The organism is Clostridium neuense (genome assembly GCF_045310695.1).
Lineage (GTDB): Bacteria > Bacillota > Clostridia > Clostridiales > Clostridiaceae > Clostridium_S > Clostridium_S neuense.
The window spans coordinates 1-17,167 of the sequence record NZ_JBJIAA010000008.1 but is presented as its reverse complement, the minus strand read 5'-3'; the positions used below and the strand labels follow the sequence as shown (position 1 = coordinate 17,167).

Here is a 17,167-nt window from a genome sequence, read left to right as displayed (position 1 = left end):
CCAGAATTGTCCCATTTATATTAAATCATAACATTTGTTTGTATAATAAGTCTATAAACAAAATCCTGGAGGTTAAAAATGACTAGCAAACGAATATACTACATAGACAAAATAAAGGTCTTACTCTGCCTAATGGTTATATCTATCCATGCTTCTGTCTGCTACGGTGGATCAGGAAGCTGGTACTACACCGAAAGCACAAGCAGTATGACGGCAAAAGTTGTATTCACAATATTTAATGCCGTTGTGCAATCTTTTTCAATGGGTTTTTTCTTTTTTATATCGGCATACTTTACACCTAGATCCTTCAATAAAAAAGGAACTCTAAAATTTTTGAAGGATAGATTTTTAAGACTTGGCATTCCAGTTATTATTTTTTATTTCATATTAAATCCCACAATTTCATATACTTTGTTAACAATACTTTATAAAAAGAATTTGTCTTATTTAAGCTTTCTTTACCACTCGATATCAAATCTAAAAAATTTAGGCTTTGGTCCATTATGGTTTGTTACGGCTTTACTTATATTCTCACTCTTTTATGTTGGAATTAAGAATTTATTTAAAAACAAAATTAGTATTCCCTTTCCTAATAATAAGATAATTTTTTCATTTATTATTTTTCTAGGCTTGCTATCATTTCTTACACGGCTTGTATGTCCAACAGGTGTTGAGATTTTAGGAATGCAGCTTGGATATTTTCCGCAATATATTTTTCTTTTTACTCTTGGAATTATCGCCTACGAAAACAATTGGCTTAATGAAATAAAAAGTTCCTGTGCAAACTTATGGTTCAACATAGCTATTGCAAGTATATTTATATTAGTAATAACCCTCTTACTTGGTGCAAACTCAAATAGCGTTGATGACTTCTTAGGAGGCCTTCACTGGCAGTCATTTATATATGCAGCCTGGGAACAGTTTATGTGTGTTGGAGTTTGTTTAAAATTTATAACTTCTTTTAGGGACAAGTTTAATACTTATTCAAGTTTTTGGTCTTCTATGGCTTTAAGCAGCTATCCTGTGTATATAATTCATGCCCCTATCAGTGTTTTAATTGAATGTTTAATTATTGGTTTTTCAGTTCATCCATTTATAAAATTTTCAATTGTTGTTACCTCTGTTAGTGTTATTTGTTTTTCTTTGAGCCATTACGTTTTAAGAAGACTACCATTACTTAAAAAAATATTATAAAGGAGACTTATTATGCTGTTTAAATCTGAGATTTTTGATAAGCTTCAATTCCTTTTTGAAACTTATAAATTTAATGATCATAATCTTCACTGTATTATACACTTTAACGGTAACATTAATAAAACAGTTTTAAAAAAAGCTCTAACTATAACCTTAGATGTTGTTCCAATATTAAGCAGTAAATACGTAGAAAATACTAAAGAACCCTACTGGGAAAGAATAGATAGTTCAAGTTTTAAAGATATTCTAACTTTTGCAAACACTAAAAGTGAATTTAATTCATTTATCACATCAAGAACTAATGAAGCCACCGGACCTCAAGTAAAAGCTTGTCTGCTTAATTCAAGTAATGATTCATTATGCATACTTATGAACCATATGATATGCGATGCTGCTGGTTTCAAAGAATACCTTTATTTGCTGTGCAGCTTATATTCAAATTTACTAAAGAATCCTGGCTACACAGTAAAGCACCTTCTTAATGGAGATAGAAGCATAGATGTTATAAACAATAAGTTTAGCTTCAAAGACAAATTTAAAACACTTATGCTTCAAGGAAAAGAAAGCAATGGTTTTATTGATCTCAACTTCCCAATGAGTAGCGAAAAAGAAGCGAAACCATTTATATTAACACATGAAATTCCTGAAGATAGATTTTTATCTATAAAAAAATACTGTAAAAGCCACAAGATTACAATTAACGATGTAACTCTTGCTGCATTCTACAGAGCACTTTATAAAATTCTAAATAAAAATGAACTCAGTATATCAGTAGCGGTAGATATGCGTAAATATTTAAAAGATAAAAATATCAATGCACTTACCAATCTTAGTGCTACAGTTATTAGTAATCTAAATATTGAAGCTAATGATACTTTTGATGATACTGTAAGAAAGGTTAACAATGACATGAATTTAAAAAAGAAGAATTTTATTGGACTAAATGCCTTCGTTAAAATTTCACTGCTCTTTAAATTATTTAGCTACAAGCATGTTAAAAAGTTACTTAAAAATGGTTTTAAAAACCCCCTAATAGGCATGACCAATATTGGAATTCTAGATTCTAAAAGGCTCTGTTTTGAAGGCGCACAAATAAGTAATGCTTTTATGTTTGGTTCAATGAAATACAAACCATATTTTCAATTAGCCTTGACAAGCTATAATAATATTATGACCTTTACCGTAAACTTATATGGTAATTCAAAAGACAAAGAAAACATAGAAAACTTTTTTTCCTTACTTGATAAAGAACTTCCAAATTAAAAAATTAGGGTACATTATTTATGAGAAAAAATTATTCTGATTTAACAGGATACCATGGAAGTTTTACTCCTGGAGACCTATGGTTTATATTATACTTATTTATTATCTCCTTAATTACTTTACCAATTATAAAAAAGCTTTCAACACATAATATAAGATTGTTTAAGGGATCATTTAAAATACTAATTATATGTATTCAATTACTATAGCCTCAGCACTGCCAAGTATAGCTGGTAAAAACATATTTGTATATGGAATTTATGTAATTTTAGGTTTTTTAATAGCTTCAGATGATATTATTCTAAGTATGCTTGAAAGTCATAAAAGCTTTTATCTCATTTGCTCAATTGCTGGATATACAATAATTTCTATTGAAATAAGTTCAATAGGTTGGCAATCAGGTTTTAGCCTTCTTGGCATAATCTTTTCCTTAATATATTACTTTACTATATGGTGCTCACTACTCACATTTATAGGCTGTGGTAAACGGTACTTAAACTTCAGTACAAATTTTCTTTCACATTTTTCCCATGCATCCTTCACAATTTATATTATTCATCAAACTTACATTGTTATATTTGCATATTTTATTTTAAAACTAACAAACATATTTTTGCTTCAATATATTTTAATTATAATCCTTGCACTCACTGTTAGTTTAATGACCTATGAGATATTGAAAAGATTTAGAGTATTTATATTTATGTTTGGAATCAAAGGGTGAAGTAATATTGGTTTGGGATATTAAATAAAGCTTATCACTCAAAATTCCGTAGGCACGGAGGAATTTTTTCCTTGCACTACCGTGAGAGCAAAGTAACAATGCTGAAGGAATTATTTAAAAAAATTCTAATAAATCTTAACTTAAAAACCGTAAAATCCTTAGATATTTCAATTGTCTGAGCATTTTTTCAGCGAGTTATTGAAATATCTTAGGATTTTACGGTTTTTGAGTTTTAGATTTATAGAATTTTTTTAATATGACGAAGCATTGTTACTTCGCGCACTATTATTTTTGTGCTAATATTTCATCAATTAATTCTTTAACTTCATCTTCACATTGACCACAAGCAGTACCAACTTGAGTAGCTTCTTGAACTTCGTCATATGTTGTAGCTCCATTCTCTACAGCCTTTATTATGTCCTCAACCTTAAGATCAAAACATCCACATATTATTTCATCCTTATCTCTCATCGTATTTCCTCCTCTTATTGATTATTATCTGTAATTTAAGTACCCTATAAGCAAAGTTCTATTAATGAAATCCATGTGTACTAAGATATATGAATTCTTCTCAAGTACACATGAAATTCAAATTTTCAGATGGCTATACTTAGGGGCATAAATTTATCTAGCAATAATTAGTTTCACCATTTATTACTTTAATATGTAAGATACATTAATTATTATTTTAAAATTGTAAATTGCTTCAACCCCTACTGTGCCAGAATAAACCTAGAATTCCAAGTTCCAAGGTTTTTTATCTTTATATACAAAGAATTTATATTTAATTAGTTAAAATTTTGTAGTATTATTATTCTAAATACATTTGTTTGGAGGTTATAAGATGATTGATTTATTAAAAACAAGAAGAAGCATTAGAAAATACAAAGATAAAGAAATCGAAAAAGAAAAAATTGATACACTCTTAAAAGCAGCTCTTTTATCACCATCCTCAAAAGGAAGAAGACCCTGGGAGTTTATAGCTGTAACAGACAAAAACTTGCTTGAAAGTCTTTCTCAAAGCAGACAATTTGGAAGTCAATTTTTAAAAGGAGCTCCTCTTGCAATAGTGGTTTTAGCTGACAAGGATGTCGATGTATGGGTAGAAGATGCTTCTATTGCAGCAACCATACTTCATCTAACTGCTCATTCATTAGGTCTTGGCTCTTGCTGGGTTCAAGCTCATGAGAGAATGCATACAGAAAACGAAACAACTTCCGATTATATAAAAAAGCTTTTAAATATACCTGAAAAATATAACGTTGAATGCATGATAGCAGTAGGCTATCCTGATGAAGAGAAAAAAGCTTATGAAGATAAAGATTTGCTTTACAATAAGCTCCACTTTAATAAATTTTAATAATTCTAAAAATAAATATGAACAACTATATTAAATTGGAACATTAAATAGAGCTTTATCAGCTTTATTTAATGTTCCAAATCAATATTACTTGTCCTTATTTCATTTCTATGGCACTAAACAAGTTTTCCATAAACAAGCAGTAAAGCACTCCCGTTCCAATAAGCCCTAGACAATATATAAACAAGCCCCAAACTAAACTATGGAAAAGGAAATATCCTACAACTCCAGCAAGTACTCCAGCTGGTGCAAATGCAAGCATATCAAATATTGCCATTAAAAAGCCATTTTTTCCATCGTCAAAAGATGGCATAATCAAGTTTATTAAAAGCTTATTAAAAACTGTAACTATATACGTACCCCATAATCCAAGAAGTAAAAACAACACTCCAAATAAATTAACCTTTCTATTCATAATTACAATAGGAAGTACGATACAAAGATTTAATAAAAAACTCCTTATAAAATCAAAGAAATGAAGAGAAACTATTTTCTCCCAGGCTTTACCTGGTATTATAAATAAATATTGCTTTGTTCTTTCATATTTTAATGAAGTTACACTCATTCCACCTGAAGTTACCATAATAAGCGTAGTTGTAAGGTACTCTTCTAAAATTTTACTTGAGCTTGAGTTTCGTTCTAAATATGCTACAATCATGGAAACAACAAACGCTAGTCCCCAAAATATATACATAACTACATTAGTAGATGTTCTTTGATTCACAATATTTGCTTTCCATATAAAAGCCCATGGTCCCTTAAATTCAAATTTATCTTTTACTGCCTTTACTTTCTTCTTCTCTTTTTCACCAGCTATATCTTGAATATCATCTGAATTTTGTGATTTTACAGCTTTCTTATTTCTTTCAACAACCTCAATAGTTTGAACTGCTTCTTCATAGTAATCTGTAGCAAAGTATACTGCTAAAAAGAAGAAAACTAGAGCTATAATAAATAGAGCAATGACCTTATATAATGGATTATATTCTGAAAAGAAAGGTGAAATTAAAACATCTCTTATCCATCCAACCACTGGTACATTGCTGATTATACTGCTGTTCAAGCTCCAAAATAATCCCTTTAAAATAGCCTTCTTATATAGCATTGACCCTGCTGCATATATTCCTGTTGCTGACATACACACATATACAAAACCTTTAATTAATCCATGTATTTTAAATTTCATGCAAACAGAATATATAAAAAATGAAAGTGATTTTAAAAGCAAAACTAAAAATAATAATCCAAAAGCAACATAAACAAAATTACTTAAATTTATTTTATAATACCTAACTCCATATAAAAGATACATAACTATAAAAAATAAAATCAATCCAAGACTACTGATAATGCTCCTAAGCATAGTCCATAAATATATTGTTCTTGGTTCAATTGGTGATGAAAAAAGATAATTTGCATCAGATATACTAAACTGACTTGGTCTATACTTATTAGCCGCAGAATATATAGCGTAAAAGAAAACAATTAAAAGTATTATAGTTACAATTAAAGAAATAATATTAAGAGTAAAGTTGTCTTTAACTGAAATATCAACAATTATTCTCTTTTTTGAGTTCTTACCTGAAAATAAAGGCATTGCAAACGTTATTATTACAAACAAGTATGACCACACAGTTTTTATTGCTGTAAGTGGATGTGTCATGGTAACCTTAAGATAATTCTTAAACTTCAAAAATTCTATATACGATAAATTTATACAATCCCGTACAGGGTTATTCTTTTTCATCCTCAGTTACCTCCAAAAATAGATCCTCCAAAGAAGTATCTTCTCCTGCATTAACTTTATGCCTTAAATCCTCTATAGTTCCCTCCATAATGAGAGTACCTTTCTTTAAAACAACTATTCTATCACAAAGACCTTCTGCCGTATCAAGCATATGAGTACTAATAAGAAGAGATTTCCCTTCAGCACGCAGCGCTTTAAATGCGTCTTTAAGTTCCCTTATAGCTTTAGGGTCAAGTCCTACTAAAGGTTCATCAACTAAGAACACATCTGGTTTATGCAAAAGAGCACAACAAATTGAAAGTTTTTGTCTCATTCCTTTAGATAAATCCCTTCCAAGGCTGTCCTTTTTATCCCAAAGATCAAATCTCTTTAATATTTCACTGCCATATTCCTGCCAATTATCTATATAATAAGCAAGAGCAATAAATTTCAAATGTTCCCATACCGTAAGCATAGGATATATATCCGGTGTTTCAGGTATATATGCAAGTTTGTATTTTGACTCCTGCTTTGTGCTGTCCATTCCATCCACAAGAATTCTTCCCTTTGTTTTTCTAAGAAGTCCAAGTATACATTTTATAGTTGTAGTTTTTCCTGCACCATTAGGTCCTGTAAGTCCAACTATTTCTCCTGCATTAAGATGAAAAGAGATACCATCTACTGCTTTATTTCCTTTATAGTGTTTTTTTAGATTTATTACTTCCAATACTTTTCTTTCCATTACTTACTACTCCTTAAAATTATATTTTTATAATCTATGTTTAATAAAATCCCGATTGGGCAGCATCGGGATTTTAGGGGAGGTTGGGAACACGAGTAATATTCCCTTGTATTTATTTTTTACACAATATTTATATAAAATAACAGCTTAATTAGAATTTTATGTATTCCACTGTTATATATACATAGTACACTATTGTTTTAGCTTAGTCAATATATTTTCTTCTAAATATCTAATATTTTTTGTGATAAATAACTACAAATAAGAAGTATATTATTGGCATAAAAAATAAAGCTATAACTAGGAATTGCCATAATGATATTTTTATTGAGTGTTGCAAGATAGCAGCCACAAATATAAACCAATATGATATCCAAAATGCAGTATGACCAGCCTTATTGTTAATAAATACATTTCTTTCTTCATTCTCAATTTCTATATTCCTTATAGCACTAGGTTTATTTTTTGAGTATTTATAGATAATTAACATTCCTATTCCTGTAGGAAGAAAACCTATCATAATACCAAACATAAGATCTTTTTCATACCCAAATACTAAACCCAAAACTGCCGCCAGTCCTCCTACAGCAATAAATATTCCTGAATATAAAATTCCTTTTTTTATATAAGCTTCTACATTCATCTATAATTCCTCCTCAAAAATAAAAATCTCCTCAATAGTCATTTTAAAAGTCTTTGATATGCTATGTGCCAAGGTTATGGATGGATTATATTTTCCATTTTCAAGCGATATAATTGTTTGCCTTGACACGTGAACTTTTTCTGCTAAATCCTGCTGTGTAAATCCAAACTGTTCTCTTAAAGCTCTAATTTTATTTTTCAATCCTAGGAACTCCTTATGTTAAGTTTACTTTACATTAATTGTATTACTATATCAAATGCATGTCAAGTTTGCTTTACATTGTTTTAATAAAAAAATCCCGATTGAGTATATCAGGATTTTAGGGGAGCTTTAGAATAAAAGATCTTATTTCTGTATCTGTACATCTACGTTGTAATTTGGTAAAAGCTTGCCATCGTTATTATCTATAGATATTTCTACAGGTATATTTGTCTCTCCGTTTTGTTCTGTTACTGCTGCATTTGATATGGCAACTACTTTTCCTGTGTATTTTGCAGAAGAATTTGATGTAGGAACTATAGTAACTGTTTTTCCAACTTGAACATCCTTTATAAATTCCTCTCCAACCTTGGCGTTTACGTACAAGCTGCTTAAATCTTGAAGACTGAGAATTTTTTGTTGGGCTGAAACCACATCACCCTTTTTATAATTAAGCTCTGTCACAACAGCATTGTCCATATCAGAAATCACACTGCCATCACTTAAATAACTTTTGTTTAAAATTGAATTAAGAGCATCAACCTCTGCTTGCTCTGCTGCTATTTTTGCATCCTGGGCATTTTTTTGATTATCAGTTTGATTTTGAGCATCGTTTTTTAAATCTTTATCTGCTTCTACAGCCTTCTCTTTAGCTGTTATTTGGTAGTTAAGTTGAGATATGTCTAAGTCTAAAAGTTTATCCCCTTTTTTAACTTTTTGCCCTTCTTTAACATTAATTGAATTTACCTTTATAATGGTTTGACCACCGTCTATAACTATGTTTTCAGTATTATGAGATTTTATAACACCCGATGCCTCTATATAATTACTAACAGCCTTTTTTGTAGTTTTCTTTGTATCTCCTGCACTAGAATTTGAACTTCCGCATCCAACTACTGTAACAAGCATTCCTATAATTACTGCTGACAATATTATTTTTGATCTTTTCATCTACTTTCTACCACCTTTCCATCTCTTACATATATTATCCTCTGGCCATATTTTGCAGCTTCCTCAGAGTGAGTAACCTGAACTATGGTTTTTCCCTTTTCAAGGTTTATCTCTCTTAAAAGTTCCATTACTCCTGTTCCCGTTTTACTATCTAGATTTCCAATAGGTTCATCTGCAAGTATTACATCGGGATTATTTATAAGCGCTCTTGCAATTGCAACTCTCTGCTGCTGACCACCTGAAAGTTCTCTTGGTGTGTGCTTTCTTCTATCCTCTAAGCCGACTACTTTTAATATATCCTCAAGCTTATCTTTATAATTTTTAAGCTTTTTTCCGTCGAGAAGTATTGGCAGCATTATGTTTTCTTCAACATTAAGGTTAGGTATCAAATTATAAAACTGAAATACAAAACCAACGTCCCTTCTTCTCATTATGCTTTGTTTCTTATCATTCATAGTTGATAACTCTTTACCAGCTATTTTAACACTTCCTGAAGTTGGTTTATCAAGCCCGCCAAGAAGATACAAAAGAGTACTTTTACCAGAACCTGAAGGTCCCATTATTGATACAAATTCCCCTTCTTTTATTACAAGATTAATATCTTTTAGAATGTCTACATTTGAATTACCAAGCTTAAAGGATTTATTTAAATTAACAGCTTCTATTACTGGTTTCCCAAGTTTAGGTTCAACTTTTTCATCTAAGGCTTCCATATTTATACCTCCTAATTTTTATAGATAAACAAACTTAAATGTTGAAATTTATAAGTTTCAAGTGGTTTATCTTTATTCATATTTTATAGCCTCTATAATATTTAGTTTAGATGATTTAAGAGATGGAACAATTGAAGCTATAACAGTTATTAATATTCCTAATACTATACTTGTTGCAAAAACGCTGCCGTTATATTCTAATTCCATAGGAAAATTTGCAAGTTCAAACATAAATGGCATTATGTGAATCATAAGCATTCCCCCTGCAATTCCTAAAAGACTTCCTATAAGTCCTATGGAAAGTGATTCTACAAATAGCATTTTCCTTGTTTGCGACCTACTCATTCCAACAGAAGCATATATTGCAAGTGATCTTTTTCTTTCTATAAAGCTTATGACAAAATTGTTTATTACACCAAAAGCTCCTATTATAAGTGCTATTACTGGAAATGCTTTAACTAAAAAGAGCATTTGATCATTTTGCTTTTTATTTTGTGCCTGCTCATGCTCCATTGTATCAATACCGATTTGCCTAGTTTTAAACTTTTTAGAAAGAACACTTTTTATATAATCAGGGCTCTTATAAGTCTTAATATTTAAAGAAGAGCATTGATACAATTTAAAATCTCCCTTAGCATATTTTCTAGGTACTAATGCCATATTCCCATCCTGCATCATTGTATCAAAAGAACCAACTATTTTATACTCCCTATTACCTCTAGTAGTCTTTATAGTAATATAATCTCCTATTTGCTTGTTATATCTTTTCAAATTACTCTTAGTGAGTATTATAGCTCTTCCATCATTATAATTCTTAAATACTTCACTTCTGTCTTGAAGAGTTTTAACCTTTGCAAAATTATCTATTTCATAGGTATCCATAAAATAAATTGCTGTAATCGCCTCTTTGCTTTGAGCAACCTCAATATTTCGCGATGAATAAGCTTCTTCTACTTCTTTAATTCCCGCGGTATTTTTCACATTATCAATGGTTGCTCTATCAAAGGAATTTCCATCCTCATTCCATACAACCACATCATAATTAAAAAAGCTATAAGCTTTAGCAAGTACTGCACCAGAACTAGCACTAACAACATTAATCATAAATAAAGTTGATATTCCTATTGCCAAAAGTGAGATATTATTTATTAAACTTTTATTCTTTCTTAAATTCTTCGCAGCAAGACTTCCTTCATTTCCAAATATAATGTTGTAAAATCTATTCAATACTATTGCCAAAAGCTCAGTAACATATGGGATAATCATTACAATGCCAATAACTGAAAGTACCATACATACTACAAGCAGCATTAATCCTTCACTGCTATTTAAAGAGCTTCCTTTAATGATGCTTGGAATAATGATTGTGCTTAATACAAATACCAAACCCAAAACTAGTTTCCAAAGCTTTTCTTTTTCAACATTATCTATAGTATTAAGTACAACATCCTTTACTGATAATCTTGATGATTTTATTATAGGTAGGATAGCACTCAAAAACGATATGACTATTGAAAATATGAATGCGCTTATTAATTGTCCAGAAGTATAATTAACTGAAGCTGTTATAGCCACTCCTTGTGCCATACTTGATGCCATGAGCTTCATTAGTACTTTAAGTACTCCTATACCAGCAAGATCTCCTATTGCACCGCCCATTATGCCGTATATTATACTTTCTCCTACAAGAACCATACTAGTAGATGTTTTTGTAGCACCAATGCTTCTAAAGGTTCCTATAACCGGAAGTCTTTCTGCAACTATTACCTTAAATACTGTATATATTATGAACGTGCTCATCATTAAAACTACAATCATCATAAGTCTAAATGCTGTAGTTATAGAACCAAGTGCTTCATCTATTGCTTTTTCATTAATTACCTTCGCTACAGTATAGTTCTTATAAACTGGAGTCAGCTCATTTACAATTTTATCTATATCATCAGCTTTTGAAGCTTTCATATATATATTTGACACTTTTCCCTTTACATTGTTTATATTTTCAGCTTGCTCCATAGGGATTACTGCCATCATATTTTGTTCGCTTTCCATTGCAAACATACCTTTATTCTCAGCTATGCCAACTATATTAAAATTTTGCTTTACAGCCTCCTTGCCAACTTTCACTGGAAGTTTATCTCCTACTGATAGTCCATATTGATCAGCAGCTTTTTTACTTATTATTATCTTGTTTCCACTAAAAGGTGTAACAGATCCCTTACTATTAAAATCAAACAAGTCCATAAATTTTATGTCATCATAATTGAAGCCTCTAAGAATTATGTTCCTATCCTTACTATCATGGGCATATACCCCATTTGCATCTAATTCTCCAGTTATATAATCAGTTTTACTTCTTACTATATCTGTTTTTTCTATATTTAAATACGGTGTTGGAGATTTACTGTTTGTGTTTATTTCTATATCTGCATTTCCATAAAACTGTCTTACAATATCCACATAAGTTTGCTTTATACTCGTATTCATACCACTTGATGCAAAAAACAATGCTGTTGATGCCATTATTGAAAAGACTACAAGAAAAGTCCTTAATTTCTTTTCTTTTATATTCCTTAGCATAAATTTAAGAATTATTCCCATTCAGTCACCTCATTTCTCCTTATTAGTTTATATATCATACTGTATTATTCATATAGTATACTATTTTACACATAGAATTAATATATTATATTATACAAAATAATGTTGTAACTTTATACTGACTTGAGTAATAAAAACATATGACTAATGTCACATTTATAATTCTAGCTTCCTATTGTTTATTTTTTATTAACTAAATCTTACTAATTTCTTATGATTCTTACGTGCTAGTGTAAAAAATGAATAATCGTAATGACAACAGAAGGAAAATTTCCAATAAAATCACTAATAAAATGTGCTGTCATTGGGATATAAATATTCTTTGTTTTTATATAAGCTATACTAAAAGGAATTCCCCATATCATTGCCTGTAAAATCCCATATGGAGTAAGAGAATGCTCCAATGCAAACAAAAGCAGACTTACAATAGTAGATAGAAACAAAACCTTTTTACTTTCAAAATTTATCATTGCCTTTCTATAAAATAATTCTTCTGCCAAACACGGGAAAATTATTGTTGATATTGCAAACGCAATTAACTTTATCCATGTATTTTTCTCTAAATTAATCATTCCACTATCTAAATTATGAAAAACCATTTTAGGTAAATAGCTTACCACAAAGGCTAAAACTAAAAATAAAAATGTTACTCCTACAGGTACCCAGAACTTCTTTCCAGCAGTTAAATTTACTTTCAGCTCCTTTAAACTGAAATTTCTTCTTAGTACAAAATACACAATAATTCCAAAGTAAAATAAAAAATTAGTATATACAAAATATCTCTCTGGCAAAAAGATACATGACATAAGAAATAATACTTCCCACAAAATTGGCACTACCAACCCTATTATGTATTTTTTCATTTTACTCCCCCCATATCCAATTTTTATATTACAATATTTTATTTATATTATACTTATATATACCTCGTCTGTCAAAGTACATTTACAAATAAAAAGCTTAGCTCGTAAAATTATTTTGCGAGCTAAGCTTTTTATTTTTCCTTATACATCCAAAAGCAGCCAATATTGCTGATATAACAATAGAACTCAATATGTAATAATCATTGAGAGTTCATTTGCTCCAGAATTTCCAACAAAGTTTTCAGTGATTTTCTGAATTCCTATCTCACAAACTACACCAAATAGTAATACTGTAATAGCAGCACTATAAAACTTATTAATTTTAGTATAAAACCATATAAATAAAGAACTGCCTAGGGCTAAAATTGACAAAATTACTATAGGAAGTGCAAGCGGAGTTACCCATCCTTTAACAGGTGCAAGATATTGTATCAAGAATAAATAAGGTATTAAAGTTACTGTAAATCCTGCTAAGGAAATCACTGCCCTAAATCTTTTTAATTTAAATATAGGAATTATTATAGCCATAAAACAATGAATGCTCCTACCACATATAACGACCAATTAAATTTATTATTAACGAGATAATTACACAGCAAACAAATACATGATGAAAGTATAGAAATTATGAAGATTATTGCAATCACAATATTTTTAATAATATCAACCTATGAATAGTTGAATATATAATATCTACGAAGAGTAGACTTCGCAATTTTAAACATACTAAAAAGCTTTGCTCTAAATAAGTACAAAATCTACTCTTATTTAAAACAAAGCCTACCTATAAAACTTACTTTTGACACTTAAATATTGCATATGTTGGTGTTTCTAAATATCCATAATACCTTGGCAAATTATTTTCCTTCCATTCTGCTGGAGGTATTCGCTCTAACATCTCTTTAATCTGAAAGCCAGATTTCACAATAGCATTTATATAATCTGACATTGTATGGTGATAACTATAAGAAAGGAAATCACTTACAGCATCATTATATTCAATCCAGGGTTGAATATAAGCCCTCAGTCTGTAATCCAGATATCTAATTTTCCATTCTTCATCCTTAGGAAACTTTCCATCTGCTCTCATTACTGGATAGCAAGCTGAATAAACTGGATTAATTATAGATAAAATGCATGTTCCATTTTCAGCTGTAAGTCTATAAATTTCCTTCAAGACATTATCTAAATCTTTTATATAATGAAGCATAGTTGAAGAAAATATAAGATCAAAACTGCTGGCTTCAATTTCCGAAAGACTTTCTGCATCCTTGTTAAGAAAAGTTACAATAGATCCTCTCTCTTCAGCAATTTTCTTACCTATTGCTATCATCCCTTCTGAAATATCCATGCCTACTATTTTCTTTGGTTTGTATTCTTCAAATAAAAAACTAAATCTTCCAGTTCCACATCCTAAATCAAGAATAGATTTATCTTTAAGTTCTGGAAGTATACCTTTTATAGTTCTCCATTCAATTAAGTTACTATAGGAATCCTCAACAGAAGTAAATTCCTCATACGCTTCGGCCATTTTGTCCCAATTTTCTCTTGTTTCAGTTTTATCCAAACAAATTCCCTCCTTATAAAATTAGTTCACACTAAACAATTAATATTAAATTTTCTCCATTGAAGTTTGAAAATTTAAAAAGAAACTACAATTTAAAAATCTCATGTAGTTTCTTCTTATTACTTGCATTTTAACATATTCTCTTTTTATTTCTCAATTTCATAAATGCTTATGCTTTGTTTTCGAGAGAATTTTTTTCGTTATTTATAATTCTCCAAATACTTTGCTCTGAAAGATAATATTTTTGAGATAAAACCTTAACCTTTTTGCCTTTAATGTAATCCTTATAAATTAACCTATTTCTGAATTTAAGACTTTTCCTTATCCCACTATTTTCTCCCCAAGCCTTACGTTCTTCATTTTTTCTTGGAATATATATATACACACCATCAGTATATTGCTGAATCATCTTTAATAAATCATCTGGCAATATATCCTCAGCTTTTACATAATTCATAGCTTCTGCTCCTTCCTAATATTTTCTTAGGTTAAAGCAAAAACCACAATTAAACGCATACAACAATTCGCTTAATCTATTTATGAGAATTAGGCTCCAAACGAATTATTATAAATTCGTCTTCTTGCAGTTCTCGCTTGGAGCATCTGGTTTTATTATCTAAAATCCTATAACACATGCAATCACCTCTAAATTTTGAGTTATTAATATTACTATTATATAAAATTATTAATAATATTTTCAATATATAGAGGATAGTTACATGGAATTATATAAAAATTAATATAAAGCATAAAAAAACATTGACATATTTTATTATTTAATATATAGTTGTATGTACAACTAACATACTTTGAAAATAAAACTTTATAAAGAGGTAAAATAATGTCAGATATAAATGAAGCTTTATGCGAATGCCTATATTTTTCGTGCAATAAATTATCTAGGGCATTAGGAAAAATAGCAGATGAAGAATTTAGAATTACAGGATTATCTCCTACTTATGCATTTTTAATTAGCATTGTAAACGAAAGTGAAGGCATAAGCCAAAAAAACATAGGAGAAATTCTTCATATTACTCCATCTACAACAACCAGATTTATTGATAAACTTGAAAATAAAGGTCTTTTAAATAGAAAAAATGATGGTAAAAATTCCTTTATATATTTAACAGACAAAGGCTTAGAACTCCAAACTGAAATTAACAAAGCATGGACAAATTTTCACTTAAAATGCTTAAATGCCTTAGGCGAAGATGAATATAAAAGCCTTACAAAAGTAATTAACAATGCGTGTGAAAGTATTGATGACTTGCTCAAATAATGCACTATAAGGATTCACACCAAAATTCCGTAGGTACGGAGGAATTTTTTCCTTGCACTACCGTGGGAGCCAAATAACAATGCTGACGAAACGATTTAAAAAAATTCTAATAAATCTTGACTTAAAAATCACAAAATGCTTAGAGTTTTAAATCTGTTTGAGCCATAGGCGAGTTACTCTCAACTCTTAGGATTTTATGATTTTTAAGCCTTAGATTTATATAGTTATTTAAGGGAATGCTTTTATCTAGTTCAAGAATCACATGGGCTAAACGCCCAAACCCCCGTTGGTTTATGCGACGAAGCATTGCTATTTGACATCGTATTTGTATGTACAACTAAGTATAGTTTTGTAAACTATGTTTTAAAATATAAAAGAAAATAACTGGAGGTAATAAAAATGAACGCAATTTTTAACAGGAGAAGTATAAGAAAATATAAGGATAAACCAATTGAAAAAGAAAAAGTAGAAAAACTTTTAAGAGCAGCAATGCAGGCTCCATCAGCAGCTAATCAACAACCCTGGGAGTTTATAGTTGTTCAAAATAAAGATACCTTAAGCAAGCTTTCAAATATGAGTCCTTATTCAAAAATGGTAGCAAGCTGCGGCGTTGCAATTGTGCTTGTTGCAAATGCTGAAGCCTTTAGAGTTGAAACAGGCTGGCAGCACGATATGGGAGCTGCAGCAGAAAATCTTTTATTAGAGGCAGTAGAATTAGATCTTGGAGCCGTATGGCTTGGAGTTGCAACATCAGAAGATGCTTCTAAATTTATAACAAATTTCTTTTACCTGCCAGAGAATATTAAACCTTTTGCTTTAATTTCTGTTGGATATCCAGATGAGGGGCAAGAAAATAAATTCATAGACAGATTCAATGAAAGCAAAGTACATTATGAAAGCTGGAAATAAATAAAGAGGTGTATATATGGTAAAAGTAGTTGCAAAACATTTTGTAAAAAAAGACAAAATTCAAGAAATGCTAAGTGTTGTAAAAGAACTTGTAGCAATAACTATAAAACAACAAGGCTGCATAAATTATGAGATGTACCAAGATGAAAAAGATAAGAGTATACTTACAATGATAGAAGAGTGGAATACCAGAGAGGATTTAACAAACCATTTGAATTCTAATGAATTTAAGTCCCTTGCACCACAACTTGAAAAATTCATGGATAAACCAGTTGAAATTAATATTTATAAGAAAGTAATATAAAACTTTATAACATAATTTTCTATAAAAAGATTCCCGCCTAAAATTCCGTAGGCACGGAGGAATTTTTGAGGCCACTGAAAAAGTCCTAATTGAATAAAAGATTAATGCATTTTCCAAAAACTGATAACAG

18 protein-coding genes are annotated in these 17,167 nt (G+C 29.9%); 6 read left to right on the top strand and 12 right to left on the bottom strand.

The features are described 5' to 3' along the window. Nucleotides 1-78 precede the first annotated feature (78 nt). Together ACJDT4_RS10485 and ACJDT4_RS10480 are read left to right on the top strand one after the other, a co-directional pair. Entirely contained in the window at nucleotides 79-1,194 is a 1,116-nt protein-coding gene (locus ACJDT4_RS10485; RefSeq protein ID WP_406787517.1) for an acyltransferase family protein, read from the top strand. 12 nt (nucleotides 1,195-1,206) lie between these two features. Continuing rightward, nucleotides 1,207-2,457 carry a WS/DGAT domain-containing protein gene (locus ACJDT4_RS10480; protein ID WP_406787516.1) on the top strand — a complete coding sequence of 417 codons (1,251 nt, stop codon included), beginning with the start codon at nucleotides 1,207-1,209 and terminating at the stop codon, nucleotides 2,455-2,457. 1,009 nt (nucleotides 2,458-3,466) lie between these two features. Here the strand turns inward: ACJDT4_RS10480 and ACJDT4_RS10475 are convergent. After that, nucleotides 3,467-3,652 carry a (2Fe-2S)-binding protein gene (locus ACJDT4_RS10475; protein ID WP_406787515.1) on the bottom strand — a complete coding sequence of 62 codons (186 nt, stop codon included), beginning with the start codon at nucleotides 3,650-3,652 and terminating at the stop codon, nucleotides 3,467-3,469. A gap of 373 nt (nucleotides 3,653-4,025) precedes the next feature. Here ACJDT4_RS10475 and ACJDT4_RS10470 point away from each other — a divergent pair, with 373 nt between their 5' ends. Further along, a complete protein-coding gene (locus tag ACJDT4_RS10470) occupies nucleotides 4,026-4,541 on the top strand; it encodes a nitroreductase family protein (RefSeq protein ID WP_406787514.1) in 516 nt (171 codons plus the stop codon). 97 nt (nucleotides 4,542-4,638) lie between these two features. Here the strand turns inward: ACJDT4_RS10470 and ACJDT4_RS10465 are convergent, their stop codons facing one another. From ACJDT4_RS10465 to ACJDT4_RS10415, 11 genes are all read right to left on the bottom strand, one after another. Further along, nucleotides 4,639-6,288: a putative ABC exporter domain-containing protein gene (locus ACJDT4_RS10465; protein WP_406787513.1), complete on the bottom strand. Its 1,650-nt coding sequence runs from the start codon at nucleotides 6,286-6,288 to the stop codon at nucleotides 4,639-4,641. Then, nucleotides 6,275-7,009 (bottom strand): ABC transporter ATP-binding protein, encoded by a 735-nt coding sequence (locus ACJDT4_RS10460; protein WP_406787512.1) that lies wholly within the window; start codon nucleotides 7,007-7,009, stop codon nucleotides 6,275-6,277. Before ACJDT4_RS10460 ends, ACJDT4_RS10465 begins: the two co-directional genes overlap by 14 nt. Nucleotides 7,010-7,241: 232 nt before the next feature. After that, nucleotides 7,242-7,652, bottom strand: a complete 411-nt coding sequence (locus ACJDT4_RS10455) for a DUF2178 domain-containing protein (protein ID WP_406787511.1) — start codon at nucleotides 7,650-7,652, stop codon at nucleotides 7,242-7,244. Then, nucleotides 7,653-7,853, bottom strand: a complete 201-nt coding sequence (locus tag ACJDT4_RS10450; RefSeq protein ID WP_406787510.1) for a helix-turn-helix transcriptional regulator — start codon at nucleotides 7,851-7,853, stop codon at nucleotides 7,653-7,655. It lies immediately after the preceding gene. Nucleotides 7,854-7,997: 144 nt separating this feature from the next. Continuing rightward, nucleotides 7,998-8,801 (bottom strand): efflux RND transporter periplasmic adaptor subunit, encoded by an 804-nt coding sequence (locus ACJDT4_RS10445; RefSeq protein WP_406787509.1) that lies wholly within the window; start codon nucleotides 8,799-8,801, stop codon nucleotides 7,998-8,000. Beyond that, on the bottom strand, nucleotides 8,798-9,514 hold the full coding sequence (locus ACJDT4_RS10440) for an ABC transporter ATP-binding protein (protein WP_406787508.1): 717 nt from the start codon (nucleotides 9,512-9,514) through the stop codon (nucleotides 8,798-8,800). Before ACJDT4_RS10440 ends, ACJDT4_RS10445 begins: the two co-directional genes overlap by 4 nt. Nucleotides 9,515-9,586: 72 nt before the next feature. Further along, the gene (locus tag ACJDT4_RS10435; RefSeq protein WP_406787507.1) at nucleotides 9,587-12,115 is read right to left on the bottom strand and encodes an ABC transporter permease; all 2,529 of its coding nucleotides are present in this window, start codon (nucleotides 12,113-12,115) and stop codon (nucleotides 9,587-9,589) included. 227 nt (nucleotides 12,116-12,342) lie between these two features. Beyond that, nucleotides 12,343-12,978, bottom strand: a complete 636-nt coding sequence (locus ACJDT4_RS10430) for a CPBP family intramembrane glutamic endopeptidase (RefSeq protein WP_406787506.1) — start codon at nucleotides 12,976-12,978, stop codon at nucleotides 12,343-12,345. A 186-nt stretch (nucleotides 12,979-13,164) separates the two neighbouring features. After that, complete coding sequence (locus ACJDT4_RS10425) at nucleotides 13,165-13,506, bottom strand: hypothetical protein (protein ID WP_406787505.1); 342 nt, start codon at nucleotides 13,504-13,506, stop codon at nucleotides 13,165-13,167. Between the two features lie 265 nt (nucleotides 13,507-13,771). Beyond that, a complete protein-coding gene (locus ACJDT4_RS10420; protein WP_406787504.1) occupies nucleotides 13,772-14,545 on the bottom strand; it encodes a class I SAM-dependent methyltransferase in 774 nt (257 codons plus the stop codon). 169 nt (nucleotides 14,546-14,714) lie between these two features. Next, complete coding sequence (locus ACJDT4_RS10415) at nucleotides 14,715-15,002, bottom strand: CD3324 family protein (protein ID WP_406787503.1); 288 nt, start codon at nucleotides 15,000-15,002, stop codon at nucleotides 14,715-14,717. Between the two features lie 384 nt (nucleotides 15,003-15,386). Here ACJDT4_RS10415 and ACJDT4_RS10410 point away from each other — a divergent pair, with 384 nt between their 5' ends. From ACJDT4_RS10410 to ACJDT4_RS10400, 3 genes are all read left to right on the top strand, one after another. Beyond that, a complete protein-coding gene (locus ACJDT4_RS10410) occupies nucleotides 15,387-15,824 on the top strand; it encodes a MarR family winged helix-turn-helix transcriptional regulator (RefSeq protein WP_406787502.1) in 438 nt (145 codons plus the stop codon). A gap of 399 nt (nucleotides 15,825-16,223) precedes the next feature. Continuing rightward, the gene (locus ACJDT4_RS10405; protein WP_406787501.1) at nucleotides 16,224-16,733 is read left to right on the top strand and encodes a nitroreductase family protein; all 510 of its coding nucleotides are present in this window, start codon (nucleotides 16,224-16,226) and stop codon (nucleotides 16,731-16,733) included. Between the two features lie 16 nt (nucleotides 16,734-16,749). Continuing rightward, nucleotides 16,750-17,037, top strand: a complete 288-nt coding sequence (locus tag ACJDT4_RS10400; protein WP_406787500.1) for a putative quinol monooxygenase — start codon at nucleotides 16,750-16,752, stop codon at nucleotides 17,035-17,037. Nucleotides 17,038-17,167: the final 130 nt, after the last annotated feature.

Excerpts from the sequence above, each read along its gene's own strand:
- ACJDT4_RS10425 (WP_406787505.1), bottom strand. The coding sequence starts at position 13,506 with ATGGCTATAATAATTCCTATATTTAAATTAAAAAGATTTAGGGCAGTG.
- ACJDT4_RS10485 (WP_406787517.1), top strand. The coding sequence starts at position 79 with ATGACTAGCAAACGAATATACTACATAGACAAAATAAAGGTCTTACTC.
- ACJDT4_RS10430 (WP_406787506.1), bottom strand. The coding sequence starts at position 12,978 with ATGAAAAAATACATAATAGGGTTGGTAGTGCCAATTTTGTGGGAAGTA.
- ACJDT4_RS10455 (WP_406787511.1), bottom strand. The coding sequence starts at position 7,652 with ATGAATGTAGAAGCTTATATAAAAAAAGGAATTTTATATTCAGGAATA.
- ACJDT4_RS10470 (WP_406787514.1), top strand. The coding sequence starts at position 4,026 with ATGATTGATTTATTAAAAACAAGAAGAAGCATTAGAAAATACAAAGAT.
- ACJDT4_RS10410 (WP_406787502.1), top strand. The coding sequence starts at position 15,387 with ATGTCAGATATAAATGAAGCTTTATGCGAATGCCTATATTTTTCGTGC.
- ACJDT4_RS10405 (WP_406787501.1), top strand. The coding sequence starts at position 16,224 with ATGAACGCAATTTTTAACAGGAGAAGTATAAGAAAATATAAGGATAAA.
- ACJDT4_RS10465 (WP_406787513.1), bottom strand. The coding sequence starts at position 6,288 with ATGAAAAAGAATAACCCTGTACGGGATTGTATAAATTTATCGTATATA.
- ACJDT4_RS10480 (WP_406787516.1), top strand. The coding sequence starts at position 1,207 with ATGCTGTTTAAATCTGAGATTTTTGATAAGCTTCAATTCCTTTTTGAA.
- ACJDT4_RS10415 (WP_406787503.1), bottom strand. The coding sequence starts at position 15,002 with ATGAATTATGTAAAAGCTGAGGATATATTGCCAGATGATTTATTAAAG.
- ACJDT4_RS10440 (WP_406787508.1), bottom strand. The coding sequence starts at position 9,514 with ATGGAAGCCTTAGATGAAAAAGTTGAACCTAAACTTGGGAAACCAGTA.
- ACJDT4_RS10435 (WP_406787507.1), bottom strand. The coding sequence starts at position 12,115 with ATGGGAATAATTCTTAAATTTATGCTAAGGAATATAAAAGAAAAGAAA.
- ACJDT4_RS10460 (WP_406787512.1), bottom strand. The coding sequence starts at position 7,009 with ATGGAAAGAAAAGTATTGGAAGTAATAAATCTAAAAAAACACTATAAA.
- ACJDT4_RS10475 (WP_406787515.1), bottom strand. The coding sequence starts at position 3,652 with ATGAGAGATAAGGATGAAATAATATGTGGATGTTTTGATCTTAAGGTT.
- ACJDT4_RS10445 (WP_406787509.1), bottom strand. The coding sequence starts at position 8,801 with ATGAAAAGATCAAAAATAATATTGTCAGCAGTAATTATAGGAATGCTT.
- ACJDT4_RS10400 (WP_406787500.1), top strand. The coding sequence starts at position 16,750 with ATGGTAAAAGTAGTTGCAAAACATTTTGTAAAAAAAGACAAAATTCAA.